Here is a 26,518-nt window from a genome sequence, read left to right as displayed (position 1 = left end):
ACACATGATTATGAATGTGTGTACAACTTGGTTTTTCAAGATCAATCGTTCACCTATCATTTTCATCCAAGACGAGCGAATCCAACAAGGTTGTTTGAAACATTCTTTTAAATATAGATTAGGAGTGAGTACCTTGAGCTACACGATCATCCCGAATCCGATGGAACTCATTACGAGTCCAAGCACCATGGAAAAACAATATATCGTTCTCATCCCTACGTTTGAGCGGCTCATTCATAACAACATCGATTCGCTCATAGATAGGATGGGTGACCACGACGTCCTCGTCATGCAAACGGCTTCCACACAACAACAATGGCCTCTTGTCATACGAACTGAACTGTTTTTGACCCACCCTCTTCCTACAATAGACGAGTTGCCTTTTGAAGATGCCTTACTAGCAAAATGGCTTTGCCGTATTCCGACTTCTAGTGTGAAAAGAACGGCAGACCGGTTAACGAGAACGAGCACACAATTCAATACGACGGAACAAAAAATTAAACAATCAATCTTAACAAAATTCACCCCTCCAAAAATCAAACCGTTGCCAACGGTCGGAGTCATGCTCTCAGTGCTAAATGCAGAACGTTGGATCCGGAATGCGCTGAGTTCGATCGCTGATCAAACGGTACGTGCTGACCATGTTTTCGTTGTTGATGACGGATCTACCGACAATACAGTACGTGAAATATTAAACATGACCGAACGCTTTCCTTCATTCACGCTGCTTCGAATCCCGACCAACATTGGAAAAGCACGGGCGCTAAATGAGTTACTCCACTATGTAGAGTGCACGTGGCTCATTGAGTTGGACGGAGATGATTGGTTGGATGCTGACGCCATTGAAAGTACGAAAGAGATCGGTCAACAATTGCCTGAACGTACGGGGGCCTTTTATGGGAATTTACGCTATTGGAAAGGCGAAGATATGATGTCTTACAAACGTCATGTGAAAGGGTTCCCAGTGCATAGTCCCAATGAACTGCTCGGTTATCCTCTGCCTTTAGGACCGAGAGTTTACCGCACAACTTCATTACTTTCACTCGGAGGTTATCCGGTCATTGATTTTGAACAAGGACGGCTCTATGAGGACATTAGTTTATTAAAAAAGTTTCTAGCGGCCGATTCCCTTCATTATGTAGACTGTACCTTTTATAACGTTCGCCAACATAAGCAATCAATTACGAAAAGAAATCATTCCAAATGGAATGATTTCAAAGACTATTTATAATACGCGTGGATCGTTTGGATAATATATTCTTGGTCACTAAACGCCAGCTCTGGAGAAATCGGGAGCGCGATGATTTGCTCGGCTGCACGTTCTGCTAACGGGAAATCCCCTTTTTTATACCGTAAGTGTTGCAGCGCTTCTTGTAAGTGTAACGGTATTGGATAGTAAACTGCAGAGGAAATACCACGTTTGGCGAGATAATCCATTAAGGATTTCCGATCTTTCACTTCAAAACAATATTGGTGAAAAGAGTGCAAGTATGGGTCTGGAACTGTAGCGTAACGCTTTAGCTCTTCGGAATAGCGCTTGGCGATGACGGTTCTCTTATGCAAAAACAGATCTAAATGTTGAAGTTTGACGAGTAGAACTGCCGCTTGCAGTTCATCAAGTCGGCTATTAATTCCGATCGAGCGGTGTTCGTATTTTCTAACGCTACCGTGATTTCGTAATTCTAATACGCGGTCATATACGTCTTGATCATTCGTAATGACCATGCCCCCATCGCCAAATCCACCTAGATTTTTGGATGGAAAGAAAGAAAAACAACCCACATCGCCAATTGTACCTGCTTTTTTTCCATAATCATCTTTCGTTCCAATCGCTTGGCACGCATCTTCAATCACACGAAGGTTGTGTTTTTTTGCGATGCTCATAATCACATCCATATCACAAAGCTTTCCGAATAGATGTACAACGAGTATCGCCCGTGTTTTAGGCGTAATCTTTGCTTCAATCTGTGTGGTGTCCATGTTATACGTCAGCGGATTGATATCCACAAACACCGGTGTGGCTCCAGCTTCTTCGATCGCTTCACCACTGGCAAAGAAAGTAAATGGCGTCGTAATGATCTCATCACCTGCCCCAATTCCCAGTGCCTTTACAGCCAAGTAAAGGGCATCTGTGCCATTCGCAACACCAACAGCATATTTTACGGGATGATACTGCTCCATTTCTCGCTCAAGTTGCTCACACTTCGGCCCTAGAATGTACACCCCACTCTCCATCACTTCTTGCACCTCTTTGTGAAGTGCATGTTTTAACAATTCATACTCTTTTTTCAGATCAACCATTGGAATCATTGCTTTGCCCCTCCAATCGCATCAAAACCCATACCGAGTTCAGCAAATTGGGTCGGTCCAACACATTTCTACCGTCAAACACGAACGGCTTTTTGACAAACTGTGAAAAATCCAAACTACGATATTCATCGTGATATGCTTGGAGAATGATGATGTCTACCTTTTTCATTTCCTCATTTGTTAGTTCGAGTGGCTCTACGTTAAACGTTCGCATTTCCTCTTCAGAAAAATGTGGATCATGAACGAAAGATGCGGCTCCTCTTTCCTTCAATCCTTCAAGCAATTTCCAAGCCGATGACTTCTCTGTTTCTTTCACATTTTCACGGTATGATAAGCCAAGAATTAACACATTTTCGCCTTGCAACTTGCCGCTTTGTGACTCGATTCGCTCCAAAGCGTAGTTTGCCATTTGATCATTTATCTTTCGGGATTGTTGAACAATTCCTTCATCTAAACCTCTTGAAATAAAGAAATATGGATAGATCGGAATGCAATGACCACCCACACCAACGCCGGGAGCATGAATGTGAGAATACGGCTGGGTATTGCTTGCTGCCGCTGCATCTCTCATATTCACATTCATCTGGTCCGCATAAATGGCGAGCTCATTGGCAAGCGCAATATTCACATCGCGGTATACACACTCTGCAACTTTTGCAAATTCAGCCGTGTCTGCATTTTCCACAGGCAACACGTCACACCCGAGTGCCAGTTTGTAAAACGTACTCGCGTTAATGAGGCTCGCTTCATTAATTCCACCAACAATTTTCGGATACTTTTTTAAATCACGAATAATTGTATTTGAGTAGACACGTTCGGGGCTGTAAGCAAGATAAAAATCAACCCCAGCTTGCAAACTGGATGCTTGTTCAATCATTGCACCAAAACGCTTTCTCGTATCTCCCGTAGGTAACGTCGTTTCGTAAATCACGGTCGTTCCTTTTTGTATCCCTAGACCAATCTCTCGGGTTGCAGCATCAATGTACTGATAATCCACGTCATAATCGTCATCAATGAGGACTGGAACAATCACAACGACTGTTGACGCTTCCTGGACAGCTTCTCTCGTGGAAGCCGTTGCCCGGAGCTGTTTGTTCACATAAGCCTCATGCACAAGTTCCTGTAAACCTGGTTCATTCTGGATGTGACTTTCCCCCCGGTTTACTGTATCCACGACGTTCTGATTCACATCTGCACCCACTACTTTATACCCGTTACTTGCATAAACAGCGGCCAGCGTAAGCCCGATTTTACCGAGTCCGATGACCGCTACAGTATTTTTATTCATTCATATCACCCTCTTCACTTACAATATGTGAAGAGCATGCACGTTGTTTGGACATCTCTAGAAAAAAGGTGTCTATACTAATAGCGTTTCATATAATGCGAGTAATCGCCTCTCCATATGATCCCAACTCATCTCACGCTGCATATAGCGTCGTGCATTCTCACCCATCCGTTGCAATTGGTCATCACTAACGCTTAACATGCCATTCGCATAATCGGTCGCGGCCGGGTTCTCCATTGGGATAACAATCCCACATCGTTCTTTTTCAATCACTTTTCTCATCTCTAGGCAATCGTTCACAATGACAGGCACGCCCGCATCTAAAAAGCTAAAAAACTTATTCGGCAAAGAAAAATACCGGTTCATTGATCGTTTCGTATTCATATCAATCCAGCCGATGTCGACATCTTCAAGTTCAGAAGGGATATGATCGTAATCAACCCAACCGGTCATCTCAATACGATCGTGTAGATGATCTGGAACGAGCAGTTCCGTTTCATGTCGTGGTGCTCCACCTATTATTTTGATGGAATACTCCGATTGTTCAGCAATATCGACGAGCTTTTGCCAGTTTCCTTTGTCTTTAGTAACCATACCGACGTAACCGATCGTTCGATGTGAGGTTTTCTTTTTATGAACAAACGATGTGAATGGTGGAGAGTTCACAATCACTTCAACTGGCCCTTTAAAAGATAGATTTTTGTAATATTCCGCTATGGAAGGAGATACCGTAATAATCGCATCCGTTTCTTCAAGCATTTGCCGTAACCATGCTTCTTTTTGTTCACGTCTCCGGATGCTCGTTAGTGAACGGTGGTCGACGAATAGTTCATGGCTATCAAAAACTAAACGAGCATCAGACACCGCACGCTTCATAAAAACTGCCGCATGAAGTGACTCCATTTCATGGGCATGATACAGATCGGCACGTACTTTAATTCCTAGTCGAACGAGTGATGATTCTGGCGTCTTGTTTTGTCTCAATTCAAAAGACCGGTGTTGGTCATCTTTTAGGCGGTCCGGCACGTAGGGGACAATCGTTATCTCATCAATGAGAAAAGGCACTCCTTCACGTTCTGTAGCTTGAGACGGTGAAAGAATCGTGACATTGTATCCAGCTCGCGCAAGACTTTTTGCTTCGCGGTGAAAAATCCGAGCATCTTTGATCGGGTGTTCAGTGACGACAAAACAGACCGTCTTCATTTGCTCCCCTCGCTTTTATTCGTTTCCAATACGGTATGCGCTCATAACGTAGCCGACACAGTCAATTGCGCATAACAAAAAGCATGAACGTCACGAAGTCACATCCATGCTTTTTAACGCCCGCTCAAGGGAGTGAATAAATCTAATGTTCCATTTTTGCACTTCATATTGTTTAAAAGACTTGGCCACCTCTTGATTGACACCGGCGATGAGCAACTCACATCCCATAATGGCGAGGGACTTAAACATTGACTTTAAGGCTCTTACTCCGTCATTCGTCACTTCTCCAGAGGCTGTAAAATCAAAAATAATCGTGTCGGCGCTATCTTCATAGATTTCTTGAAGCAATTTGACTTCAATGGACTGTATTTTTTCTCTGTCCAGCATACCGAACATCGATACTAACCCAACTTCCTCACTTAATGGAATAAATGGGGCAGACAGACGGCGGTTTTCTTCTGCGAGCAATTCTAGTCGTTCTTTTTCATGCATGAGCTCGATGTTCGTGTCTTGAAGTCGAGCACGAAGCTTCGTTAATTGCCCGAGCACTCGGGAAAACGCTTCGTCTTTTTTAATCACAAGAACCTCAGCATGAAGCTCACTTTCCCATCCTACATAAACATCTACGAGTACGAGCTCTCCATTACTCGTAAGCATGTTCACTTCAAGACTCACTTGCTCATGCTCAGGCCTGAGCCATTCCCTAACCTTTTCTTGACTTTCCACGTCAACGAGCGCTAAAAAGGAGCGTTCAAGACGGAACACTTCTCCTGCTTCCATCGAGCGCTCGAGAATCTCGAAATTCTTATCAATTTTAAAGGTAGGTAATGGCAAGTTACGGTTGGTCATTCGTTCTTGCATGTGCCTTCCCTACTTTCCCGTTATCAAGCCATTCATCCAGTTGCCGCAAACTTCCTATCACTTCGACTTGATCTAGTTCCGTCGCCGATAATTGATACTCATATGCTACACGGCCGCCAATGAGAATAGACGGTCGATGCTTCAAGGTGAGCAACGAGCGAACGTACTCATGAAGCACGGGCAATCGGTACAAAAGTGCAATAGAGAGCACAATCACATCTGGTTTCCAAATTGCAGCAGAGGACTGTAAATGGTTTAACGGCAAGTTAGGACCGAGATTCCGAACGTTCCATCCTCGGTCACGAAACAGAGAACCGACCATTTTTAGACCGATGTAATGCTGTTCGTCCTCGACGCCACAGAGAAGTACTTTCCGATTTGTAAGACTGGATTCTTTACGATCAACCTGTTCCATAGCTGTAAGGATGAAATCAACGGTTGCGGTGGCTAAATGTTCATCAGCCACCGAGATTTCATTTCGCTCCCAACGCTTGCCGACAAGATACATTGAGGGCGTAATCAATTGCTCAAACACATCAATCTTTCCCATCGCCTGCAGTGCATGCTGAATAATCGAAGTCGCTTCTCCCTCATCACCGTCAAGCAATCGGTCTGCCAGTTTTTCAATTTGAGCTTCCACACGAACACCTCATTGTAAAACAGCTTTTCCTTGCGCTAAACAATCCATAAAAAATACCTCTTGCTCCTTCGGGACACTCCCACTCAAGTGGCGTTCCAACCGTCGATAATTGTCAATGATCAAGTGTGTGCCTACATTACGACTCGTAAGCACCGTATTTAACCACGAGGTGTATTCAACAAAGAAATGAGGCTGCTTCATTTCATAGGCGGTCAACAGATGGTTAAGATGGTGAACGTTGTCTTCTTCTGTGCGAGCGCGACCATGATCACCGAATTTTTCCCATAAAGTCGGATACTCCTCATATATTTCTTCCGTAATACGAAAAGCAATTTGTGATTTTTGCGTGTCATTCATGTCGCGACCACTGAAAACATTCCAACACGGGCAGTGATCGACGCCAGTTCCTGATCAGGGTAGTTCTTCTCTAGATCATGAATTTCCTTATATTCATCACTGGATACCCAGCGAATATAGTCTTCCTTTGAATCCCAAATGAGATGAACCGTCAATTCTTCCGGCTTTTTATCATTTTGGAGGAGATGAAACGATTGAAACCCTTGAGCTTGATCAACTTTTCGTGAGCGTTTCTGATAGATGCCAATCACTTCATCCGTTTTTTCTTTTGGGACGGTGACTGTCGAAGTTACAATATACATCGATGTCCCTCCTTCTCATATACAGTATCGTAAGTTTACCATAATATAAGGCTTTCCTAAAGAATAACGGGACTGAACAACATCACACTAAAACATAAGTATCAAGTCCCCATCAATTGACGGGCGACTCGTTTTCAACCGATCTACAATTTTACCGGATCGGTTTTGCAGGAACACCAGCAACAGTCGTATGTGCACGAGCGTCTTTCGTCACAACCGCACCTGCCCCTACGATCGCTTCTTCTCCAATCGTAATTCCAGGTAGCAACGTCGCATTGTTGCCAATTTTAGCCCCTTTCTTAATCGTCGGGCCCTGCATCTCATACGGTTTTGCGCCCATATATTTATCGTTGCTCATTGATACGCACGGCCCAAGAAACACATGATCTTCAATTGTCGTATCCCCAGTCACATACGCACCCGTTTGTATCGTACAATGGTTCCCAATAACCGTATTCAACTCAACAATGGCCGATCGCCCGATTACTGTTTCATTACCAATCCGGACATTTTCCCTTACACTAGCCAAGTCTCCTAAGAAACAATGTTTGCCGATTTGACTACCTGCATACAAGGCAACGAGACTTCCGGTCTTTGTGCCTGAGTGTATAACGAGACGCGCGGCTTTTTCATTTGACTTTCGCATCCGGCTATTTCCTCCGGGGCGAATGCCGATCACATTGTTTGCGCCAATCACGACATTGTCTTCGACGGTCACATCCTCATAGATCACTGTATTGTCACCGATCACAACGTTCTTCCCGATAATCGCTCCGTCTTTTATGACGACATTCGTACCGATTTCACTCATCTTTGTTTGTCCCCTTTTTAATTAGTTGATAGAGCTCTTTCACCCGCACTTCTAGCGAATGATTCTTTCGCACCCAACGATATGCCTCATCAATGATTTTCATTCGAGCTTCTACATTCGCCAAGTAATATAACGTACGCGATTTTACGGTAAGCGTATCAGCAGGTACATAATGTTGCCACGGAATAAAGCCGAGTTGACGAATATCTTTGCATTCTGGTGCGACTAACAATGTGCCACTTGCAGGGATTTCAAAGTATTTCTTCACTGGGTATTCATATACAGACGGGCAAGCAAAGCTAATCTTCGCCCTTTGCAACAGCTTAGCATAACCGATCCCGGCAACGTGATCGGCAACATTTTTATACCCTGGATGAGGGAGATGAACAAAGGAAGGAACGTGTTGGATCTGTTCGAGGGTGTGCTGTCTAAATGGATACGTTTCGCTAACAGCTCCTGTAAGCAAAAGGTCGATGTCTTTTTTGTCTTCTCTAGAAAATACGTCTGTATTGACGAAATGAGGAAGCCATTCAAAGGAAACATCAGGATAGAAACGTTGGAATCCTTCGGAGACGACAGAAAACACTTGATCAAACTGTTGTCTCAACAAATAATTCTTCCGAACTTCAGTAAAGCGGTGCACATCATTCACAATGATTCCACACGGTATTGAGATTTGATTCAGTCCCGTAACCTTCGGCGTAAACGTCGATCCAATATCATTCACTACCAAAATATAATCGGGCTCGAATGTCACTTTTGACAATACCCATTGAATATGTCCAGACGTTCGCCACACGGCAAATTGTTCACACTTCTCTTTTAAAGCTTGTTCAATATAGGAATAATTTCGGTCGACGTATTGAGACGTATCCACACCGATGTACAAGACCTTCATCTGACCCCACCTTTAGAAACCAAAATCACACGATGTAAAAAAACGATGCCGAAGCATCGTTCATGTCATCCACCTACCACGGAAATGGGCGTCGTCGCCCCGGACGTGGGGGTGGTCCCATTGGCGGTGGCATATGCGTGTGTTTCACTTCCGTTTGCTGCGCGTAACTGTGCGTTTCTGGATGTACAGGAACGTATTTATACACGTGGTTTTTCACATGTTTTTGTTCGGTCGTGAACACTTCTGGCACGATAAATTCCTGTCCTGGCGGGTACATACCTGGAGGCGGAACGGGATGATGCGGGTGACGGTTTCTTCTTGGGAACATAATCGAATCCCTCCAACAGCTTTGTCGTTTACTCCCACTGTATGTTTCCGCTTATCAATGCGTCATTCATCCGCCGCCTATTTTTTTGTATATAGCTTCTTTGATTTGCTTGCGCAAAAACGTGAGATTATAGCTTCTTCCGAAGTGTACACGATTCGTCAAGAACACGACGCGCAGTTTCTCTACCGGATCACACCACATATTGACACCCGTAAAGCCTGTGTGTGAAAATGTTTGACCCGACATTTGCCATCCAAGACCGGTAAAACTGGCCTCAATAAGTGACTTGGACAAGACCTCGTTACGAGGATTTTCATAAATGGCTAAGTACTTTTGCAAATCTCTCGCTGTAGAGAAAAGGCCTGCATGACCACTAATGCCCCCCATCTGCTCTGCCTTTTCATCATGAACAACGCCTCGTTTATGTGTGCCGTGCCTCTCATCGTACTCGGTAGCAGCGATATTCTTTTTTATTTTCGGGTTGAACGACGTACAATCCATACCTAGCGGCTGGGTCACCCGTTCATAGAAATAGGATTCAAACTCGTTGTTGAGTATTTTTTCACACAGGAAGTAAAGCAGCATCATGCCGAGGTCACTATATACTCTTTTTACACCAGGATCAACGTGCACGGGTTGCTCCAACAAGTCTTTAATAATTTCTGGTCGTGTGTAGCTGCATACTTCAAAGAGTGATCGGCGCCAAGCCCTGACGTGTGATTAAGTAAATGCCGGACGGTCACACGTTCGTGAGGAAATGTTGGAAAAACGTCTCGAACGCACGTATCCAACTGAAGTCTGCCTCATCGACGAGCAAAAGGGTGACAGGCAGCATCGCTGTCACCTTCGTGAGAGAGGCAATATCAAACCGTGTATTTGTTTCCATCTGTTCTTCTTTAGGAAAAACAACTTGGTTGCCATACGCTCGATGGCACACTTCGATGCCTTTATGCACCACGGACAAGACAGCACCTGGAATGTTTTGATCTTTAATCGCTTCTTGAATCATCATCGTGCCCCCTCGTCTTAGTGAATCGTCATGTATCCGTGATAGATGTCTAGACTCGACTCGTCCTCTGGCACGAGGTCAGCGCGAAATGCCAATTGTCCAGAAGATGCATCAAATACTTCAACGATCGCTGATTGGTTATCTTGTTCAGACAGAGAAAATAACTGGTCATTTACGACCGTAACGAGCGGATTGTCAACGTGTTCGATCGTTACGACTTCTTCAAATTGCCCGTTATTTTCTTTCCAAAGCGTTGCTTCGGATAATAAATAGAACGTATCTTCCCCAGCGTACAAGGTGTGGGCACTCGTTGCTTCTTCTGGAAGCTCAAGTTCTGCCTTCACTTCACCATCCACAAGGTCATATACTAAAGCCATTCCTTCATCAGTGAGTAGCGCCGAACGAGAATCCGTCATCTCCATTCCCATTCCGTATTGAGAGAAAGCACGACCGGGTCGTTGTTGATGATCGATCACTTCTTCTTGATTCACGTCAATCGTTAGGTGATGATTCTCATCATCCGCTCTTGCTAAGATGTACAAATGCCCATTCTCAACATATAGATTCGTAATCTCTCCCCATTCGTCCAAAGGAAGGGACGGAATTGTTATTCTCCAATCATCTTCGGATTGTTTATCGACAAATTGCACACGTAACTCGATCCCTTCTGAATCTGGAAGATGTTCAAACTGGGCTCCTACAAGAAAATGGTCATTTTCAAAAATCGGCCCGTAAAAATATTGCAAAGCCTCATACTCATCTCTAACTGTATTCTGATGCGGTCCACGTTGGTGATCAAACATCATTGACCGAGCAGCGGTATATTGTGTACCGGTGTTCGGATGAAAAATAAACCCATCGGTGAATTGATTGCCTTCAACTCTACCGGTATAACTAAGTTTCTCTGTAAAAGAAGAATCTCCTTCGACATTTTCTAAATGAAAGCTTGGCATATTACTAAACATGCTAGCGGTTTGAACGTAGTGAAACATCACACCGCCTACAGCAAAAACTGCGATTATGATCGTAACAAGTGCGCGATTCATCGTTTTCCTCCTAAGCGGTAACTTTTCTTAATAATAAGAATCTCGAAACGAATAAGCTAACGGCGCAAATGCCGAGAGTAACCCCAAGCATGACTAGTAATAATTGCAGTTCGTATACTCTTCCGAACATATTTGCTGCTACTCCATACAACATGAATGCTGCAATGACATACGCGGTCCCTATGCCAAGCCCGATAAACCCAAACGACCTCTCAAACAAAATCGCTGAAAATAGTACACAAACAAGCGTAATCCCTAATCCATACACAATAAAGAAGTCAAGTAACGTCGGCGGATAAACAACAATTAAAGCAGAGGTAAAGAACAAATGGAAAGGTTCAATCTGCCCACCATAAAGTGAGTTCGGAAGCACCCACTCAAACAGCCCCATCTGCACCGGTAATACGAGACGGTAAATGCTTACTACAGCGAGTGTTACCAGCACAATTGTCACGAGCTTCGCTGCAAACACATTCATCCGGCTACTTGGAAGCATGAGTAGACGTTTCATAAACGTGCCTTGACCAAACCAATCCCGATACCAAACGATGAAAATGTATAGCCCGATCGTAATCACCGGCAATGCGAGCGACAAGTTGTAAATCCCATGTTCAAATACATTGATAAAAGTAAAAGTTATAGAGGGTATCATTTCTCCTGATTCGATTTGCCCTACCCAATAGCGAGGTAACAGCAATGTGAGGGCAAATTGTGTAATAACGACAATGACGACGAGAGCGAGAAACAGAAAACGAATTCGGTTCAATTCAATAAATAACAATCGTAAGAAGCTCATCGGTACACCTCTCTCATTTTATCGAGCAGAGACTTTTGCTCTTCCTCACGCAACGACTCTACATAGAAACTATCGACAATTTCACCATCGTTCAGGAGTACAGCTCGGTCAACGATCGCTTCAATCTCTCCGACTTCATGTGTCGTAAGAAGGATCGTTTTGCTTTCTACAAATTCACTCGTTAATAGATCAAGAATGTTTTCTCTCGTTAAAGCATCAATCCCAGATAGAGGCTCATCCATCAAAATGTACGTGCATCCGGCGGCGAGACCGAGCATTAAGTTCACTCGCATCTTGTAGCCTTTTGATAGATTTTTCAGCTTTTCATTTTTGTCTAGCTTAAGGTATTTCACGAGTTCTTCGGCTTTATCTGTTTCCCATTTCGGATAGTGTAGTTGCATGAATTCCATTGATTCTGCAACCGTCATCACCCTCGGCATCGAAAGATCGTCTGTAATAAATATCAAATCTCGATTGGTCGCATGTGTATACGGTTTGCCAGCAAAACGCACGGTTCCTTTTGAAGGAGTTAAGTTCATAATCGCCTGCAAAATCGTCGTTTTCCCTGCACCATTTAGTCCAATTAAGCACGTAATTTCATTCGTATTCGCATGAAAAGACACGGATCGAACGACTTTTTTTCTACCGAATGATTTCGTCATTTGCTCAATTTCAATCATCGCTCGCGCTCTCTCCTTTACGATGTATTTGTTGTTGAATTCGGGATACGATTTCATCTAATGGAAGCTGCAACGGTTCAACTTCATCGAGAAAATTAGAAATCGATTCATGTAGAAGCTCTTCTCGCACACTTCGTAATATGTGCGCATCTGTCGTCACTTTACTCGGGACATTTCGCTCTGTTTTAATCAACTTCTGTTCCTCCATTTCACGGTACGCCCGTTGCACGGTATTCGGATTAATCTTTAACTGCGAAGCTAGTTCTCTTCGGGAAGGAATCTCCTCACCAGCAGTGAGAATACCCTTCGCAATACTCAACTTAAAATGCCTCACGACTTGCAAGTAGACGGGGTCACGAGTATTAAACGATATATTCATAGGCATTACCTTCCATCTATAAGTGTGTGTATTAATTAGTTCATACACTTGATGTATGACTGTACTATACTCTTAATACAGATCATTCGTCAAGCGTTGCATGTAAAAAGTTACATTGGGATAGCAGACAGCAGGCACATGGATAATAGTCATCTTGTTTGCTTTCGCATCGGTACCGGGCAATCACCTTATTAATCTGTGTTTCTGAAATGATTCAATATTTTTGTTCGAGAGCCAAAGTAGCAATTTTAATTCAAGAAATTCATCGAAATAATTTATAGATTACTTATTTTCTAATAAAAGCAACCGTTACGGTGTGATCTACATAAATTGCATTAAAGAATTGATAGTGTATCTGCATGAAACTTTCGTTCCACTCGCTCGACTCAACAAATGCTAACATCTTTTCTATTACAAAGACGACCGCTCGGTTGATCTTCGGCACCTCCGGTGCCGATAGTTGCTAGCTCTTGAGGTTTATATGAGTAAACAGGTTGACGTTTAATATAGAAACAAACGTTCATAGAGTGCCTAGTATGGGGTAAACTGCGGTATTCTGAAGCAACCTAGATCACCAATCCCCCTACAAATTCCCAAAAATGAGCGACCGTCGCCACCGCTGGAGCTGAAAATCGTGGAAAACGATCTATATAAGTTGAACTAAAGAAATTCTTCACGAATCAATGGTAGCTTGTGAAATTGGAAACTGTGCTCGAGTTGCGACCAAACTGTTCTCAAGTTGGGGAAGATCGCAGGAAAAGCGGTATATTCTCATAAACTAGGTAACAGAATGAGCAAACTCGGTAACAGATTACCAGGTCACGTGCACATCCCCGCCCCGAAGTACCCACAAGCGTTGGCGCGGTTCGCGCGAACCGCGTCCGATTTATCTTCGGCAGCGCTCAGGCCGATAGGGTGCTCACTTATGGTCATTGAATCTGCGCTCCAGTTGGAACAAACTACGCAGGAGTTTAGCGGGATGAGCTCCAAATATCGTTAAACTAGGCAAACTTGCGCGCAAAATGGTACCTAGTACCGCGCTCCCCTCCAACCCAACAGCGCACATTAGGAAAACGATTTAGAACATTATATTCCAGAATATACCAAATACGTTCAGGCGCAGAGCCCGAACGATCCACTGTGTATCTCAAAATGATTGCCAAACGTCTACACTCAGTCATAACGGTCCAGATCGCTTAGTACGTAATCTAGACCGCCAAATTCCAGTATAACCCAACCTTGAGCGTGCACAGCACAAGAACGTCCCCCTCCCCTCGCAAAACCGAACGCACTACTCACTCTAACGTACACGCAATTACCATGCTAAAAACGATGCCTCCAATGAGACATCCGGTTTTTAAACGATTTTAGTATAGCTTCTCACACCTATTAAGAGTGGTTTTCACTATGGACACGGTCGAGCGTCATCTGATAACTATCATTACCGTAATTCAAGCAACGTTTCACACGACTAATCGTCGCTGTACTTGCGCCAGTTTCGACTTCAATCTTATGGTAAGTACTTCCTGATTGTAACATTCGGGCCACTTCTAAACGTTGAGCTAAAGATTGAACTTCATTTACTGTGCACAAGTCATCAAAAAATTGATAACATTCTTCGAGATCTTTCAATGATAATACCGCTTGAAAAAGTTGATCCAACTCTTTTCCTCTTAATTTATCGATTTGCATAGAGATCACTCTCTTTCTTTAGTAAGGTAAGAAACATGCGCACAAGCACATTTACTCGTCCTGAATCGTTACAGAATCTAGTGAATCTACGATGTTTATCCATGTATTGCCTTCAATTAATTGCTCCCCGTCGGGAACAATCCGGCCATCAACGTTTGTCCAATTCACTTCCTGGTACTTTCCGTCCTGCAACAATAAACCCGCACCACCTGCTAATACATCAATTTCCCGTCTGCCTGCATCATCAATGATCGAATGCGGAGCTTCTACAACCATCACATTTTTAGTCCGATACGCCTCTCCAGAAACTTCGTCGATCAAAGGCTCCCCGTCGCTAAAACGGATATACTCCCGGTCCTCTGCATCAAATTGATATTCCGCTGATGATCGTCCCATATAGGAGATGGTTACACCAGATGCAGCGTTCCCGTCAATCGCTTCATCACGAAATGAGAGGGGCGGTGTGTCAAGAGACATCGGAATTCCGGCCTGCTCCGCATGAGCTAAAAGTTCATCGTAATGCACATAAGAGTTGTGTGGAGCCGGGCGCGTAGCGACTCTCTTAAAAAGGCTTCCATCATAGTGCATCCCATTAACCTCGTACAAATCGTCAGCTTGAATTCTCGCTTCGGCTCCTGGGCTAAACCCGTGTGCAACAAAGAGCGAATCAAATCCTGAAGATAGATCAATAAATACTTCTCTAGCACTTCGAACAGGACCAATCGTCTCCGGATGCTCGCTATGATAGATTGCAATGAAACGGGTAATTGAAGCTTCTGTTAGCACTTCGTACACGATGTCTGCTTCTTGCAAACCTGTCAGAGGGCGTGCGTTCCGATCGTTGGAAACGACAACTGCCAACGGTCGAGTCGTTTCTACCTCGTATGTCCCGATCCCACTAAGTGGATGCACAAATGGTAGCTCTGCTTGTTCAACTTCCACAGCTTCTTCACGCGCAGGCACTTCATTAAAGGGCTTGCGCTCTAGATCATCGCCTTCTTGAAGCGGCTCGGGCTCAGATTGGCACGCTGTTACAATCAAAAGCATGAGCAACGGGACAACCATACGTTTAAAACGGTTCAAATCACTCATCCTTCCACGGAGTGAGTAAACACTTCTTCACTTTACTATTTTAACGCATTATCGTTGGAAAAAGCACGCTTTTCTTATGCACATCGTAAATTCCTTTAGACGTCATTCTAACATATGGCAAGTGCGTTGATGAGAAAAAGAAAATGCTATATAACGGATCGTCAAACGAATATCCCGCTTCTTTCATCACGTTTTCGAACGCTCGATGTTCCTCAATCAGTGTTTCCATCGGTTGGTCAGACATGACACCGTAGTAAGGGAATTTCCAGTTACAAACATTTTGTTCGCTTTGCACAATGGAGATGCCGCCGCCTTGTTCCTTTAATTGCTCGAAAGCTTGTTTCATGGCTGACTTCTTCTTACCAATCAAAACGACATCACCTGTAATGGAGTATGAAGTTGCCAATCCATCTAAATTCGAAGCAAACCCTTTAATGATTGTATTCATGCGCCATTTGCCTTCTTTGTCAAACATCGCAAAAAAGCATTCATCATGATCAGGCTTAATTCATCAACAGCTCCATCGACATCAATATGGTAAGGCTTCAATAGTACAGAGTTTACTAGGTGAATGCCCATCGGCATCGAAAAGTGCAAATCATCGTCTTTAAGATCCCAGTTCAGCGGCTTCCACGGCTTCGTGTAATCGTTCCAAGGAAATGGCTCGTTCGTATACACAAGCTCTTTATCTCGTACGATCCATTCCCCTTTTGCCAAAACACTCACAGGTGCTGGATTCGTAACATCTTCTAGGAAATTAAGGTGAGCCAACCGGCCAGGCGCAATCATTCCGTGGTGAGCATCAATGCCATAGTGTCTGGCAACATTGTAAGAGGCCATTTCGTAAGCGGCTATCGGGTCAATGCCACCTTCAATCGCAATTCGGAGCAATTGATCCATGACACCTGGCTCATAAAAGCTCGGATTTCCTCCATCCGTCGTCATTAAGAAACGGTTAAAGTTCGTAATTCCCGCATCCACGATTTCTTTAACGAGCAGCGGCAAATCCGGTCGCAATGAGGAATGACGTAACGTCGTCGTATAACCTGCGTCTAGTCGCTTCAACACTTCTTCACCAGAAATGGCCTCGTGGTCGCTCGTGACACCTAAAATGGCTAACTGTGCCAACGTACGTTCAGAAGCACCTGGAAGATGACCTTCAATGCGTTTATTTCTCTTTAACACTTCCTCCATCCAATGCAGAAGTGTATCATCTCCTGAAATAACTTTTGGCCAACCTGTTAACTCGCCTCCTTGAACGACGAGCGGGTGGTTTAACCACTCTTCAAGCGCCTGAGGTGTGAAAACGCTATGCTCATCTTTCGTTTCGGTTTGCGAGTCGATTCGACAGGACCAATAGATCGATGAAGGTCCTTTATTCATTTCCGTAATGAGAGTAAGCGCTTTCTTTTTTTCGAGATTCATCATGAGGATGAGGTTATCGTTGAAGATCGTGCTCGTTCCTCTTTCCAGCGCATAATTCGCAAACGTTTCTGGGTTGTAGCCAATAAACGGATGGGCATGGTGCTCAATATATCCTGGTACAATCCATTGTCCAGAAGCATCTGTCCACTCCGTACCTTCTGTTTTTGTCGGTAAGGCGTCTCCGACGTACACAATGCGGTCAGCGTAAATCCAAATGTTTGCAGTTGTCCATTGTTTACGACCACTGTTTAGAAATGTTGCATTTGTTATCACTTTTGAAGGTGCCCGCTCGCCGCGAACAACACTAATTTGATTTCGTTTTTCACGTTTGTTCCATAGTGAGTGATGAGGGTGCATGTGAATCACCTGCTTTATCAATAATATTCGTGCTTTAACGATACGAATCAGCTGTATCCTTTGTCCCTTTATTCTACCACAGTTTTTAATGCCGATCGGGAAACTCCGTGACAACAATGTAACAATCGAGCCTATTGGCCTCATTATAACGTAAATCCAAGCATAACGGTTGTTTTATGTCAGAATTTATTACAAAGTCCAAATTCATGTGAAATTGGTAGCAATCCATTTAATTTCGTCGATCACCTTTCCGATTTGCACCTTCGTCTAGACCGATGCGTAGAATAGTCTAATCTTGTGCGAAGGAAGGGCGTGTACTATGGAAATCATCTCCTCACATTGGATTTATTTCGCCGGGATTCTCATCATCATCTTGACGATGCTCATGAGAAAGAATGTTGTAGTGCCTGCCATATTAATGACCTTTCTCATTGGCCTCATTTATACAGGCTCTCTCTCCACGGGTTTGCAAACAATCTTTAATGCCAGCCTCGTGCCGCCGGAGAGCTTTTTAGCATCTTTTTAATTATTGCCATCATGACCGCTCTTCTCCAAGGACTTGAAGTCGTTGGAGCGAATGAGCAAATGATCAAGCCATTTGGGAAGATCATGACGAATGGACATATCTCCTACCTTGTCATTATTCTCGTTACGTATGTGATTAGCTTGTTCTTTTGGCCCACACCAGCTGTCCCCCTCGTGGGCGCGCTACTATTGCCTGTCGCAATTCGAGCCGGCTTACCTCCAATAGCGGGGGCTGCCGCTATTGCCATTGCCGGTCAAGGGATGGCGCTATCAAGTGACTATATTATCCAAATCGCTCCAATGCTTAGTGCAACCGCTGCTGGGGTAAGTGGTCAGGCCGTCGCGGACCGTGCTCTTCTTTTATCCATCATTACAGGGGTCGCCGCGCTTACCATTGCCTATCTCATGATCCGTAAACAGATACAACAAAAAAACGATCGCCACTTAGAAAAATGGATGGAAGGAAAACGAATCGAAAAACGTACAGAAGCCACTCGAAAAGGAAAAGCATTCGCCATCATTGTGCCCGTTACATTCGCCGTCGTCATCTGTTATATGCTCTACACGACGTTTTTTACCGACCTCAGCTTGAAGGGGGAACGGGTGCTGCGCTCATCGGCGGGGTTGCCTTGTTATTACTCATCGCTGCGAGTGTTTTCTATAAGCCGAGGCAAGTGTTTGAAAATGTGAGTGACTGTATGGTCGATGGGTTTTTATTCGCATTTAAAGCGATGGGACCCGTCATCCCGATTGCCGGCTTTTTCTTTCTCGGTAGTGACGAATTCTCAGCAAGCATACTCGGCACCGAAACGGCACCTGCTTTTCTTTTTGACCTCGTACAATCCGGGCAACACTTAATTCCAGAACACGCCGCTTGGACTGCATTTGGCATTCTCATCATCGGCATGATCACCGGACTTGATGGGTCAGGATTTTCTGGCCTTCCGCTCACAGGCGCTCTGTCCGGCGCTTTAGGTCCCGTTGCTGGAGTCGACCCTGCAACGCTAGCAGCGATTGGTCAAATGGGTGCCATTTGGGTTGGTGGCGGTACGCTCATCGCTTGGTCGTCCCTCGTTGCAGTTGCCGGTATATCAAGAGTGAATGTTCAAACACTTGTACGAATCTGTTTTATCCCTGTCATTACAGGTTTATTATTGAGCACCCTTTTCGCTGTTTTATTCCTTTAAAGAAATGTACGTCCACATTACAGCTTACGTTTCATCAGGAGAGATGAATGTGAGCTATTTCTTTTTTATTTAAAACACTCTACCCCTTCGTTTGCCGTGTTATGATGAATCAAATTAACGTGAATGGAGGAATTACGATGCAATATCGTCATTTAGGTTCAACCGGAGTTCGAGTGAGTGAAATTAGTTTAGGAAGCTGGCTCACCTATGCCGGTTATGTGGACGACCGCGCAGCTGAACAGACGATCCATACTGCCTATGATCTAGGGATTAACTTTTTTGATACAGCCAATGTGTATATGAAAGGGGAAGCGGAGAAGCTGGTCGGTAATGCCTTGAAATCATATGATCGTTCGTCGTATGTACTCGCTACAAAAGTATATGGAGAAATGGGACAAGGAGTAAACGATCGTGGTCTTTCTCGAAAACATATTATCGAGCAGTGCGAAGCAAGCTTAAAGCGATTGGACCATGATTATGTTGACCTTTATTATTGCCATCGCTTTGACTCTTCAACACCTGTCGAGGAATCAATTCGTGCGCTCGACGACCTCGTCCGCCAAGGAAAGGTCTTGTACATCGGCGTAAGTCAGTGGACTCCCGCACAGATGAGTGAAGCCTACACATCGCTGATCGCAAGCTGCTAGACCGATTCGTCGTTAATCAACCGCTTTATAACATGTTGGATCGATCCATTGAAGACGAAGTCATCCCACTTGGCAAACAGCACGGTTTTGGCCAAGTTGTCTACTCCCCTCTAGCTCAAGGTGTGCTAAGTGGAAAATATAAGCGAGGTTCCGACATTCCAAAAGGTAGTCGGGCAGAAGAAAATTTTACATCCATTCAACGATTCATGGCCGATGAGCAATTAGACACCGTCCAAGAACTACAGACCATTGCTCGTGAACTCGATCTTACTCTTTCACAACTTGCTCTCTCCTGGATTCTTCGCAAAGATAATGTATCCAGTGCGATCATTGGCGCCAGTCGCCCTGACCAAGTTGAAGAAAATGTCCGTGCAAGTGGGGTTGTGCTCGAACAAAACACCTTAGAAAAAATTGACGCATTGCTCGGATAGACCGCATTAAAACATCCTCTATTCTTCCTTCAGCTCAGCTACATCGCCATTGATGTAAGCTGAATGTTTGCTACCCCTTTTCCCGCTCGAGTTGTTCAAGAACACGATCTCTCCCTTGGTAGATATGTTCATGCATTGCACTTCTTGCTCGCGCACTGTCTTGATCTTTAATCGCAGCGATAATCACTTCATGAAGATGAAACGATTGTTCCAATTCACGCTGTTGAAACCAAAAAAATGAATGAAAGACAAGCGGTAACACGACCACTTTTCTAATCAGGTCCTCCGTATGAGGATCTTGACTTGCACGGATGACCGCCTGATGAAACTGGTGATTCTTCTGTAAAATCGCTTGAATATGTTCGATCTTATTATCCTCTTGCTCTGTAATCGTCGAATAGAATGCTGCATTCGCAGCATACATGTTGTCAAGATCTTCGTCCGTGCGGTGGATGGCACTTAAACTTGCAGCATACCCTTCGAGTAAAGACCGCACATCATAGATTTGGCGAATATCTTTTCTTGAAAACGAACGCGCGACATATCCTCGACGAAGGGGCGTGATTAAGCCATCAAACTCTAGCTGTTTGAGAGCGCTACGAATCGGCGTCCGACTCACTTGAAACTCCTCGGTTAATGCCTCCTCTGTCAAACGATCCCCTGGTTTATACTTACCTGTAATTAATGCTTGTCTCATTTTTTCATATACACTCAACTTCAACACCTCTATGTTCATTGTACAGAAATGTCAAAAAACCACAAAGTGATTATTTTGTATACAATAAAGCGTTTTCATGGTCATTTGTAGAATATATATTGACGTATTGTATACAATGATGCTATTGTTTTTTGTAATATTCGATCAGGGGTGATAATCATGAGCGACACATCAATGCCGCTTAAAGGAATTCAAGTGCTTGAACTCGGGACGTTACTTGCTGGCCCTTTTGCCGGGCGCTTACTTGCTGATTTTGGGGCGGAAGTGATTAAGGTAGAGCCCCGGATAAACCTGATCCGATGAGGCAATGGGGAAAAGAAAAAGATGGTGTTGGATTATGGTGGCCCGTTCAATCTCGAAATAAGAAGTCAATCACGTTAAACCTTCGCACAAAGGAAGGGCAACAAGTATTCAAGGAATTAGCCGAAAGATCCGATGTGATTATTGAGAATTTTCGATCTGGGACGATGGAAAAATGGGGATTAGGTTACGACACGTTAAAAGAAATCAATCCTGGAATAATCATGATGAGAACGACGGGCTACGGCCAAACGGGCCCGTACAAAGACCGCGCAGGGTTCGGTAGCATTGGCGAGGCTATGGGCGGCATTCGGTATGTAACGGGGTTTGAAGACCGCCCTCCCGCTCGAGTTGGCATCTCTATTGGTGATACCCTTGCAGCATTATTCTCAACGATTGGTTGTTTAACCGCGCTCGTTGAGCGTCAAACATCTGGCCAAGGACAGATCATTGATACAGCTATTTATGAATCGGTATTTTCCGTTATGGAAAGTATGATTCCTGACTATCTCTTAGCTGATTATGTGCGGGAACGTACTGGGAATATCTTACCCGGTGTTGCCCCTTCCAGCATTTATCGTACGAAAGACGACACGTACATTGTTATTGGCGCAAATGCCGATGCGGTGTTTACAAGACTCGCAAAAGCAATGAATCAACCTGAACTTGCCAATCACAAAGACTATGCTTCTCATGTAGCACGGGGACGTAACCAAAAAGAGTTGGATGCTTTAATCGAACGTTGGACGAAAGATCTTGATGCATCGGATGCGCTGCAAATATTAGAAGACCACGGTGTGCCTTCGGGTCTCATTTACAGTGCAGAAGATATTGTGAAAGATCCTCATTATGCCGCACGTGACATGATCGTCACTACGAAACATCCCGTACTCGGAGATTTCCCTATGCCAGGCATCGTGCCGAAACTTAGCCGTACACCAGGCCAAATTCAACATGCGGGTAGTGTCACACCGGGAGAAGCGAACGAAGAAATCTATGAATCACTGTTACACATAACGAAGGAAAAGCTTGCACAACTACAAAAGCAAGGCGTAATCTGATTTCCCATTAAGTGAGGAGGGATTTCCAATGAAAGAACCTATCAAAAGAAATGGATTTGGGTCGGATTTGTTTTACTCATTGCGTTTAATGCCCCGTGGTATTTACCTGAGGGCATGATTGAACCTTATATTCTTGGTATCCCTTTCTGGGCTCTCATTAGTATCTTGCTTTCTCTCATCTTGTGTGCCTATTTAAGCTGGGTTTGCATCGCGCATTGGAATCTCATTGAAGATGAAGAGGAGAAAGAAGCCGAACGTGAGAGGAGGCAATCATCATGACATTGCAATTTGGCGGTACGGATGCACTCATTATTCTAAGTGCCTATGCTGTATTAATGATTGTCATCGGTTGGCTTGCTGGAAGAGGTAAGAAACTCGGAAAAAGTGTTGGAGACTACTATTTAGCCGGTCGGAACCTTGGGTTTATCACGTTATTCTTCACGCTCTATGCAACACAATACAGCGGCAACACCATCGTTGGCTACGCGCCGACGGCTTACCGAGAAGGATTTTCATGGATTCAATCCGTCCCGTTCATGACTGCGATTATTGGTGTGTACTTAATCTTTGCGCCAAGATTGTACGTCATTGCAAAACGAGCGAAGTTTGTAACACCGACGGATTGGATTAGCTATCGCTTCGAGTCTAAAAAAAGTTACGATTGTTGCCATCCTCCTCATGCTTTGGGGCTTAGGAAATTACTTACTTGAACAACTCGTCGCCGTCGGTCATGCGGTTTCCGGTTTAACAGGCGGCGCGATTCCATATGGGTATGCGGTTATTGGTTTTATCCTTGTGATGCTTATCTACGAATGGCTAGGTGGAATGCGCGCGGTTGCGCTTACCGACGTGTTGCAAGGAATCATCTTGCTCGTAGGCATTATCGTTGTCCTCATCGGGGCTATGACATTAGCCGGAGGAAGTTTAGGTAACATTTCTCAATCAATTGCTGCTACAGAACCTCAGAAGATTGGGGTGCCAGACTTGCAAACGAACATAAACTGGATCAGTATGATTTTACTTGCTGGTATCGGCGCTGCCGTGTACCCCCATGCCGTTCAACGAATCTATTCAGCAAGAAGTGAGCGAACATTAAAACGTTCGTTTGCACGCATGGCTTGGATCCCACCGATTACGACTGGCCTCGTACTTGTTGTCGGAATTATTTGTATTGTGTTGTATCCAGGGATGGAGACAGGTGAATCTGAACAAGTCATTGGCGTACTCGCAAATGACATCGCCTCCATGAATGCCTTTTATTATTGGATGATGATCATCTTCTTTGGAGGAATTGTTGGCGCGATCGTCTCGACAGCGGATTCGGTTTTACTTAGCTTCTCGTCGATGGTTTCTCATGACATTTACGGAAAGTACATTAACCCGAACGCTTCAGATGAACGAAAAGTAAAAGTCGGGAAATTCGTAGGCGTCATTGTCGTTTTTTTACTCTTATGGATTGCTTGGAATCCACCAGGGACGTTATACCAAATCTTCGTACTCAAATTTGAATTACTCATTCAAGTTGCACCGTGCTTTTTATTAGGCATCTATTGGAAGCGGTTACGATCGACACCGGTGTTCTGGGGTATGTCGTCGGAGCGGCCATTGCAGGATTGATGACATTAACAGGGAACAACACTCTTTACGGCATTCATGGGGGTATTGTCGGGCTTGCCGCCAACTTTGCCATCTGTATCATTGGATCACTCCTCATCCCTGTTTCAGATAGCTATCGAACAAAAATTAAAAATAAAACGTCTCTTGAAAACAACGGTGTGAACATGTGATGCGTCTTTCCTTGCGTGTGGGGAACTTCCCCACACGCCTTTACACTAACCAATCTGTTCTCTTCATATATTGCACTGCCCCGTAAACGAGCATACCCATCGTGATAATCGTTAAGGCGATCGGCACGGTACTACCCTCATGTTCAAACTGAACCGCAAGGTCAACAAGTGTTGCGGGTAACCACAAAACTTGCTGGTGGAATAATGAAGAAATGATTTGCAAAAGAAATATGATGCCTAAAGCAAGGCCCCCAGCTACGATTTGTCTTTTCATCAATGCACTAAATGTGACAGTAACTGAAACTACGAACATTAACCATAACCAATATGCGAATATTGAAAACAGCAATGCACTCATTGAAAGCGTACCAAACAATTGAATAATGTAAACGAGAGTAACAGCGATTCCAGCAAGGAAACTTACCGTCGTTACCGTGAAAGCCGTCATGTATTTAGCGAGTAGATAAGATGTATAGCTTACGGGTTTAATGAGCAACCAAACCGATTCACCATTCATTCTTTCCCGACTAAGCGTCCCCATAAATGCCAGCACGAGAATGAACGTGCCAATTTGTGAATATTGGCCGAGTGTTTCAGCAAAGACCATCTCGCAGTTGGTGTTGGAATAACAAACATTGCTCCATCTGGTAAACCTCCGAATTGTTCTAATAAATCGGATAAATAATAACTCGTTAACGGCTGCATGATACCTAAAAGTACAAATAGCAGCGGCAACCAAATGATCCGATAGCTTCTCGTCGTCTCTATCCATTCTTTTCTTAACAACACTCCGATCATCGGTTCACCACCCGATCAAAAAATTCGTCTAACGTAGGACGAGCTTCGTACATTTTTTCTATGACGACTTCTTCATCCAACAAACTTTGAAATAATACTCTTTGTTGCATTTGCTCTCGCACAACGGCTCTTTTCCCGACCGTTTCGATTTGTACATCGGGATGATAAAGACGCATGTAATCTTCCCATCGATCTAGCGGTGATTTTGCTTCAATGACCCAATCACCACTGCTATGGCTCTTAAGCACGGTCTCTAATGAATCATGCAAAGCGATTTCACCCCTATGAATCATAAGAACATCATTTGCAATCTGTTCTGCATCATGAAGAATGTGGGTTGAATATACAATTGTCGTTGACTCGCTCAATTCCACAAGCAATCGTTGCATGTCGCGTCGACCTTCAGGGTCCAAAGCACTCATCGGTTCATCGAGCATTAGCAATCGAGGTTGATGAACGATTGCCTGAGCAACTCCAAGCCTTTGCTTCATGCCCCCGGAAAGTTGGGACACCTTTTTATGAATCGCATCGGCTAATCCAACTTCTTGAAGCGTAATTTCAGCTTTTTGGGTGGCGGCATGCTTTGGCTCGCCAGCAAATTCGGCAGCGAAACCAACGACTTCAATGACGGTCAGCCACTCAGGAAATTTAGGGTATTGAGGCAAAAAGCCAATCACAGACCTTACATCCTGATTTCCACCATATCCTTCGACATGAACGGTACCTGCGGTTGGCGATAAAAGACCGGCCAACACATGGAGCGTCGTCGTTTTTCCTGCACCATTCGCGCCGAGCAAAGCGGTGATTTTGTTTTCAGAAAGAGAAAAGTTCAAATTTTTGAGGAGGGTCTGGTTTCCAACGGTATAACGTACATCATTAACAGCAATCATCGGTCACTAACCGTTCTTCGTTTCCCAAATAAGAAGTACAAGATGGGTCCGATTGTATTCACGAACAAGATAATTAGAAGCCATCCCCATTTTGGCAATGACACATGCTCTTGGCGATAAAGATCGGTCAAGGCAATTGCTTTTAAGACGAGTTCAATAATAATAAATGGTGCAATGAGTAACATGAAGTCATTCATAATTTTTTCTCCTTTGTCGATATGGAATCCAAATGTTTGTGTACAACAAGTAGACAATGAGCGGCATCGGAAGCTCAACATCCCCCAAATCCCCCAAAACCAGTACATTCGACCGTTACGCCTTGCATTGACAAATAGATAGGTGCCTTGAGTTAAAAGTGCTATGAATAGGATCGTAAGTAGCCAAATCGGGAGTTCTAATAGATCATGACTCATCGTACGCCCCCTTCCTTCTCGCAACGAGTCCGAGTAATACAGTGAAAATAATGATCGCTTGTATTGCCAGGAATACATACGGTTGTTTGGTCATCAAAAGGATCGTACCTGATGCAATGAAAAGCGCAATGAGGATAAAAACAGCCAATTCGAAGCGTTTCTTCTTACGAGTTTCACGGACGAGCGCGTGCATTTCAATTGGTGAAGGCTTTTGTTTCGGTTGCACACGGTGCAACTGATGCAGTTGCTCTTTCAATTTATTCTCATCCATTATTTAGCTCCTTTCT

Annotated in this window: 27 protein-coding genes and 5 pseudogenes; 7 read left to right on the top strand and 25 right to left on the bottom strand. The window is 44.2% G+C overall.

Annotated elements, in window-relative coordinates:
* The first annotated feature begins 133 nt into the window (after positions 1 to 133).
* Positions 134 to 1,231 (top strand): glycosyltransferase family A protein, encoded by a 1,098-nt coding sequence (locus JCM19037_RS08815; protein ID WP_052363718.1) that lies wholly within the window; start codon positions 134 to 136, stop codon positions 1,229 to 1,231.
* On the opposite strand, the gene JCM19037_RS08810 is transcribed toward JCM19037_RS08815, so the two are convergent.
* The 19 genes and pseudogenes from JCM19037_RS08810 to JCM19037_RS08720 form a co-directional block, all read right to left on the bottom strand.
* Positions 1,222 to 2,310, bottom strand: a complete 1,089-nt coding sequence (locus tag JCM19037_RS08810; protein ID WP_042400059.1) for a DegT/DnrJ/EryC1/StrS aminotransferase family protein — start codon at positions 2,308 to 2,310, stop codon at positions 1,222 to 1,224. The genes JCM19037_RS08815 and JCM19037_RS08810 overlap by 10 nt on opposite strands.
* On the bottom strand, positions 2,294 to 3,598 hold the full coding sequence (locus JCM19037_RS08805) for a nucleotide sugar dehydrogenase (RefSeq protein ID WP_042400057.1): 1,305 nt from the start codon (positions 3,596 to 3,598) through the stop codon (positions 2,294 to 2,296). Before JCM19037_RS08805 ends, JCM19037_RS08810 begins: the two co-directional genes overlap by 17 nt.
* Before the next feature lie 72 nt (positions 3,599 to 3,670).
* The gene (locus JCM19037_RS08800) at positions 3,671 to 4,801 is read right to left on the bottom strand and encodes a glycosyltransferase (RefSeq protein WP_042400054.1); all 1,131 of its coding nucleotides are present in this window, start codon (positions 4,799 to 4,801) and stop codon (positions 3,671 to 3,673) included.
* 90 nt (positions 4,802 to 4,891) lie between these two features.
* Complete coding sequence (locus tag JCM19037_RS08795) at positions 4,892 to 5,662, bottom strand: STAS domain-containing protein (RefSeq protein WP_052363717.1); 771 nt, start codon at positions 5,660 to 5,662, stop codon at positions 4,892 to 4,894.
* Positions 5,637 to 6,302 carry a B12-binding domain-containing protein gene (locus JCM19037_RS08790; RefSeq protein ID WP_042400051.1) on the bottom strand — a complete coding sequence of 222 codons (666 nt, stop codon included), beginning with the start codon at positions 6,300 to 6,302 and terminating at the stop codon, positions 5,637 to 5,639. The genes JCM19037_RS08795 and JCM19037_RS08790 overlap by 26 nt, the downstream gene beginning before the upstream one ends.
* Positions 6,303 to 6,311: 9 nt before the next feature.
* Positions 6,312 to 6,659 carry a hypothetical protein gene (locus JCM19037_RS08785; RefSeq protein ID WP_042400048.1) on the bottom strand — a complete coding sequence of 116 codons (348 nt, stop codon included), beginning with the start codon at positions 6,657 to 6,659 and terminating at the stop codon, positions 6,312 to 6,314.
* Positions 6,656 to 6,961, bottom strand: coding sequence for an antibiotic biosynthesis monooxygenase (locus tag JCM19037_RS08780; protein WP_042400045.1), 306 nt, complete (start codon positions 6,959 to 6,961; stop codon positions 6,656 to 6,658). The genes JCM19037_RS08785 and JCM19037_RS08780 overlap by 4 nt, the downstream gene beginning before the upstream one ends.
* A gap of 151 nt (positions 6,962 to 7,112) precedes the next feature.
* Entirely contained in the window at positions 7,113 to 7,772 is a 660-nt protein-coding gene (locus JCM19037_RS08775; RefSeq protein WP_042400043.1) for an acyltransferase, read from the bottom strand.
* The gene (locus JCM19037_RS08770; protein WP_042400038.1) at positions 7,765 to 8,670 is read right to left on the bottom strand and encodes a glycosyltransferase; all 906 of its coding nucleotides are present in this window, start codon (positions 8,668 to 8,670) and stop codon (positions 7,765 to 7,767) included. Before JCM19037_RS08770 ends, JCM19037_RS08775 begins: the two co-directional genes overlap by 8 nt.
* A 73-nt stretch (positions 8,671 to 8,743) precedes the next feature.
* Positions 8,744 to 8,998: a CotD family spore coat protein gene (locus tag JCM19037_RS08765; RefSeq protein WP_042400036.1), complete on the bottom strand. Its 255-nt coding sequence runs from the start codon at positions 8,996 to 8,998 to the stop codon at positions 8,744 to 8,746.
* Positions 8,999 to 9,064: 66 nt separating this feature from the next.
* Complete coding sequence (locus JCM19037_RS28385) at positions 9,065 to 9,655, bottom strand: serine hydrolase (protein WP_255357878.1); 591 nt, start codon at positions 9,653 to 9,655, stop codon at positions 9,065 to 9,067.
* Positions 9,610 to 10,007 (bottom strand): annotated as a pseudogene (locus JCM19037_RS28380) (serine hydrolase domain-containing protein). The gene JCM19037_RS28385 and the pseudogene JCM19037_RS28380 overlap by 46 nt, the downstream one beginning before the upstream one ends.
* A gap of 17 nt (positions 10,008 to 10,024) precedes the next feature.
* Positions 10,025 to 11,053 carry a hypothetical protein gene (locus tag JCM19037_RS08750; protein WP_042400029.1) on the bottom strand — a complete coding sequence of 343 codons (1,029 nt, stop codon included), beginning with the start codon at positions 11,051 to 11,053 and terminating at the stop codon, positions 10,025 to 10,027.
* A gap of 10 nt (positions 11,054 to 11,063) precedes the next feature.
* A complete protein-coding gene (locus JCM19037_RS08745; RefSeq protein ID WP_042400027.1) occupies positions 11,064 to 11,849 on the bottom strand; it encodes a hypothetical protein in 786 nt (261 codons plus the stop codon).
* A complete protein-coding gene (locus tag JCM19037_RS08740) occupies positions 11,846 to 12,529 on the bottom strand; it encodes an ATP-binding cassette domain-containing protein (RefSeq protein ID WP_042400026.1) in 684 nt (227 codons plus the stop codon). Before JCM19037_RS08740 ends, JCM19037_RS08745 begins: the two co-directional genes overlap by 4 nt.
* The gene (locus JCM19037_RS08735) at positions 12,522 to 12,908 is read right to left on the bottom strand and encodes a GntR family transcriptional regulator (RefSeq protein ID WP_042400023.1); all 387 of its coding nucleotides are present in this window, start codon (positions 12,906 to 12,908) and stop codon (positions 12,522 to 12,524) included. The genes JCM19037_RS08740 and JCM19037_RS08735 overlap by 8 nt, the downstream gene beginning before the upstream one ends.
* 1,389 nt (positions 12,909 to 14,297) lie before the next feature.
* Positions 14,298 to 14,600 (bottom strand): YerC/YecD family TrpR-related protein, encoded by a 303-nt coding sequence (locus JCM19037_RS08730; protein WP_042400019.1) that lies wholly within the window; start codon positions 14,598 to 14,600, stop codon positions 14,298 to 14,300.
* A gap of 51 nt (positions 14,601 to 14,651) precedes the next feature.
* Positions 14,652 to 15,683, bottom strand: a complete 1,032-nt coding sequence (locus JCM19037_RS08725; protein WP_193744710.1) for a DUF3048 domain-containing protein — start codon at positions 15,681 to 15,683, stop codon at positions 14,652 to 14,654.
* Between the two features lie 49 nt (positions 15,684 to 15,732).
* Positions 15,733 to 17,474: pseudogene (locus JCM19037_RS08720) on the bottom strand (adenine deaminase C-terminal domain-containing protein).
* 319 nt (positions 17,475 to 17,793) lie between these two features.
* Between JCM19037_RS08720 and JCM19037_RS29980 the strand changes: the two are divergent.
* Both JCM19037_RS29980 and JCM19037_RS08710 read left to right on the top strand, forming a co-directional pair.
* Positions 17,794 to 19,186 (top strand): annotated as a pseudogene (locus JCM19037_RS29980) (hypothetical protein).
* Between the two features lie 137 nt (positions 19,187 to 19,323).
* Positions 19,324 to 20,264: pseudogene (locus JCM19037_RS08710) on the top strand (aldo/keto reductase family protein).
* A 70-nt stretch (positions 20,265 to 20,334) separates the two neighbouring features.
* On the opposite strand, the gene JCM19037_RS08705 reads toward JCM19037_RS08710, so the two are convergent.
* Positions 20,335 to 20,979 carry a GntR family transcriptional regulator gene (locus JCM19037_RS08705; protein WP_152549006.1) on the bottom strand — a complete coding sequence of 215 codons (645 nt, stop codon included), beginning with the start codon at positions 20,977 to 20,979 and terminating at the stop codon, positions 20,335 to 20,337.
* Positions 20,980 to 21,141: 162 nt separating this feature from the next.
* Between JCM19037_RS08705 and JCM19037_RS08700 the strand changes: the two are divergent.
* The 4 genes and pseudogenes from JCM19037_RS08700 to JCM19037_RS27065 all read left to right on the top strand — a co-directional run bounded on the left by JCM19037_RS08700 (position 21,142) and on the right by JCM19037_RS27065 (position 24,130).
* Positions 21,142 to 22,343: pseudogene (locus JCM19037_RS08700) on the top strand (CaiB/BaiF CoA transferase family protein).
* Between the two features lie 275 nt (positions 22,344 to 22,618).
* On the top strand, positions 22,619 to 23,053 hold the full coding sequence (locus JCM19037_RS28375; RefSeq protein ID WP_255357876.1) for a hypothetical protein: 435 nt from the start codon (positions 22,619 to 22,621) through the stop codon (positions 23,051 to 23,053).
* Positions 23,022 to 23,960, top strand: coding sequence for a sodium:solute symporter (locus tag JCM19037_RS08695; RefSeq protein WP_255357875.1), 939 nt, complete (start codon positions 23,022 to 23,024; stop codon positions 23,958 to 23,960). The genes JCM19037_RS28375 and JCM19037_RS08695 overlap by 32 nt, the downstream gene beginning before the upstream one ends.
* Positions 23,960 to 24,130, top strand: a complete 171-nt coding sequence (locus tag JCM19037_RS27065; RefSeq protein WP_238544625.1) for a hypothetical protein — start codon at positions 23,960 to 23,962, stop codon at positions 24,128 to 24,130. The genes JCM19037_RS08695 and JCM19037_RS27065 overlap by 1 nt, the downstream gene beginning before the upstream one ends.
* Positions 24,131 to 24,170: 40 nt before the next feature.
* On the opposite strand, the gene JCM19037_RS08690 is transcribed toward JCM19037_RS27065, so the two are convergent.
* The 5 genes from JCM19037_RS08690 to JCM19037_RS08670 are packed head-to-tail and all read right to left on the bottom strand — an operon-like array spanning position 24,171 to position 26,502.
* Entirely contained in the window at positions 24,171 to 24,647 is a 477-nt protein-coding gene (locus JCM19037_RS08690) for an ABC transporter permease subunit (protein ID WP_042400011.1), read from the bottom strand.
* The gene (locus tag JCM19037_RS25680; RefSeq protein WP_042400009.1) at positions 24,644 to 24,928 is read right to left on the bottom strand and encodes a hypothetical protein; all 285 of its coding nucleotides are present in this window, start codon (positions 24,926 to 24,928) and stop codon (positions 24,644 to 24,646) included. Before JCM19037_RS25680 ends, JCM19037_RS08690 begins: the two co-directional genes overlap by 4 nt.
* A complete protein-coding gene (locus tag JCM19037_RS08680) occupies positions 24,925 to 25,818 on the bottom strand; it encodes an ABC transporter ATP-binding protein (RefSeq protein ID WP_042400007.1) in 894 nt (297 codons plus the stop codon). Before JCM19037_RS08680 ends, JCM19037_RS25680 begins: the two co-directional genes overlap by 4 nt.
* Positions 25,815 to 26,231 carry a PLD nuclease N-terminal domain-containing protein gene (locus tag JCM19037_RS29280; RefSeq protein ID WP_307189762.1) on the bottom strand — a complete coding sequence of 139 codons (417 nt, stop codon included), beginning with the start codon at positions 26,229 to 26,231 and terminating at the stop codon, positions 25,815 to 25,817. The genes JCM19037_RS08680 and JCM19037_RS29280 overlap by 4 nt, the downstream gene beginning before the upstream one ends.
* On the bottom strand, positions 26,221 to 26,502 hold the full coding sequence (locus JCM19037_RS08670; RefSeq protein ID WP_042400003.1) for a YxlC family protein: 282 nt from the start codon (positions 26,500 to 26,502) through the stop codon (positions 26,221 to 26,223). The genes JCM19037_RS29280 and JCM19037_RS08670 overlap by 11 nt, the downstream gene beginning before the upstream one ends.
* Positions 26,503 to 26,518 lie beyond the last annotated feature (16 nt).

This window comes from Geomicrobium sp. JCM 19037 (genome assembly GCF_000698105.1).
Taxonomy (GTDB): Bacteria; Bacillota; Bacilli; order Bacillales; family Marinococcaceae; genus Geomicrobium_A.
Note: the sequence above shows the minus strand (reverse complement) of the source record. Positions and strands in the feature narration are given on the sequence as shown.

Bases quoted from the DNA above. Each gene is read 5' to 3' on its own strand.
- JCM19037_RS08745 (WP_042400027.1), bottom strand. From the start codon at position 11,849: ATGAGCTTCTTACGATTGTTATTTATTGAATTGAACCGAATTCGTTTT.
- JCM19037_RS08780 (WP_042400045.1), bottom strand. From the start codon at position 6,961: ATGTATATTGTAACTTCGACAGTCACCGTCCCAAAAGAAAAAACGGAT.
- JCM19037_RS08695 (WP_255357875.1), top strand. From the start codon at position 23,022: ATGCTTTGGGGCTTAGGAAATTACTTACTTGAACAACTCGTCGCCGTC.
- JCM19037_RS08800 (WP_042400054.1), bottom strand. From the start codon at position 4,801: ATGAAGACGGTCTGTTTTGTCGTCACTGAACACCCGATCAAAGATGCT.
- JCM19037_RS29280 (WP_307189762.1), bottom strand. From the start codon at position 26,231: ATGAGTCATGATCTATTAGAACTCCCGATTTGGCTACTTACGATCCTA.
- JCM19037_RS08670 (WP_042400003.1), bottom strand. From the start codon at position 26,502: ATGGATGAGAATAAATTGAAAGAGCAACTGCATCAGTTGCACCGTGTG.
- JCM19037_RS08775 (WP_042400043.1), bottom strand. From the start codon at position 7,772: ATGAGTGAAATCGGTACGAATGTCGTCATAAAAGACGGAGCGATTATC.
- JCM19037_RS08690 (WP_042400011.1), bottom strand. From the start codon at position 24,647: ATGAATGGTGAATCGGTTTGGTTGCTCATTAAACCCGTAAGCTATACA.
- JCM19037_RS08785 (WP_042400048.1), bottom strand. From the start codon at position 6,659: ATGAATGACACGCAAAAATCACAAATTGCTTTTCGTATTACGGAAGAA.
- JCM19037_RS25680 (WP_042400009.1), bottom strand. From the start codon at position 24,928: ATGATCGGAGTGTTGTTAAGAAAAGAATGGATAGAGACGACGAGAAGC.
- JCM19037_RS08750 (WP_042400029.1), bottom strand. From the start codon at position 11,053: ATGAATCGCGCACTTGTTACGATCATAATCGCAGTTTTTGCTGTAGGC.
- JCM19037_RS08765 (WP_042400036.1), bottom strand. From the start codon at position 8,998: ATGTTCCCAAGAAGAAACCGTCACCCGCATCATCCCGTTCCGCCTCCA.
- JCM19037_RS08680 (WP_042400007.1), bottom strand. From the start codon at position 25,818: ATGATTGCTGTTAATGATGTACGTTATACCGTTGGAAACCAGACCCTC.
- JCM19037_RS08735 (WP_042400023.1), bottom strand. From the start codon at position 12,908: ATGAATATATCGTTTAATACTCGTGACCCCGTCTACTTGCAAGTCGTG.
- JCM19037_RS28375 (WP_255357876.1), top strand. From the start codon at position 22,619: ATGACATTGCAATTTGGCGGTACGGATGCACTCATTATTCTAAGTGCC.
- JCM19037_RS08795 (WP_052363717.1), bottom strand. From the start codon at position 5,662: ATGCAAGAACGAATGACCAACCGTAACTTGCCATTACCTACCTTTAAA.
- JCM19037_RS08810 (WP_042400059.1), bottom strand. From the start codon at position 2,310: ATGATTCCAATGGTTGATCTGAAAAAAGAGTATGAATTGTTAAAACAT.
- JCM19037_RS27065 (WP_238544625.1), top strand. From the start codon at position 23,960: ATGACATTAACAGGGAACAACACTCTTTACGGCATTCATGGGGGTATT.
- JCM19037_RS08740 (WP_042400026.1), bottom strand. From the start codon at position 12,529: ATGATTGAAATTGAGCAAATGACGAAATCATTCGGTAGAAAAAAAGTC.
- JCM19037_RS08730 (WP_042400019.1), bottom strand. From the start codon at position 14,600: ATGCAAATCGATAAATTAAGAGGAAAAGAGTTGGATCAACTTTTTCAA.
- JCM19037_RS08770 (WP_042400038.1), bottom strand. From the start codon at position 8,670: ATGAAGGTCTTGTACATCGGTGTGGATACGTCTCAATACGTCGACCGA.
- JCM19037_RS08805 (WP_042400057.1), bottom strand. From the start codon at position 3,598: ATGAATAAAAATACTGTAGCGGTCATCGGACTCGGTAAAATCGGGCTT.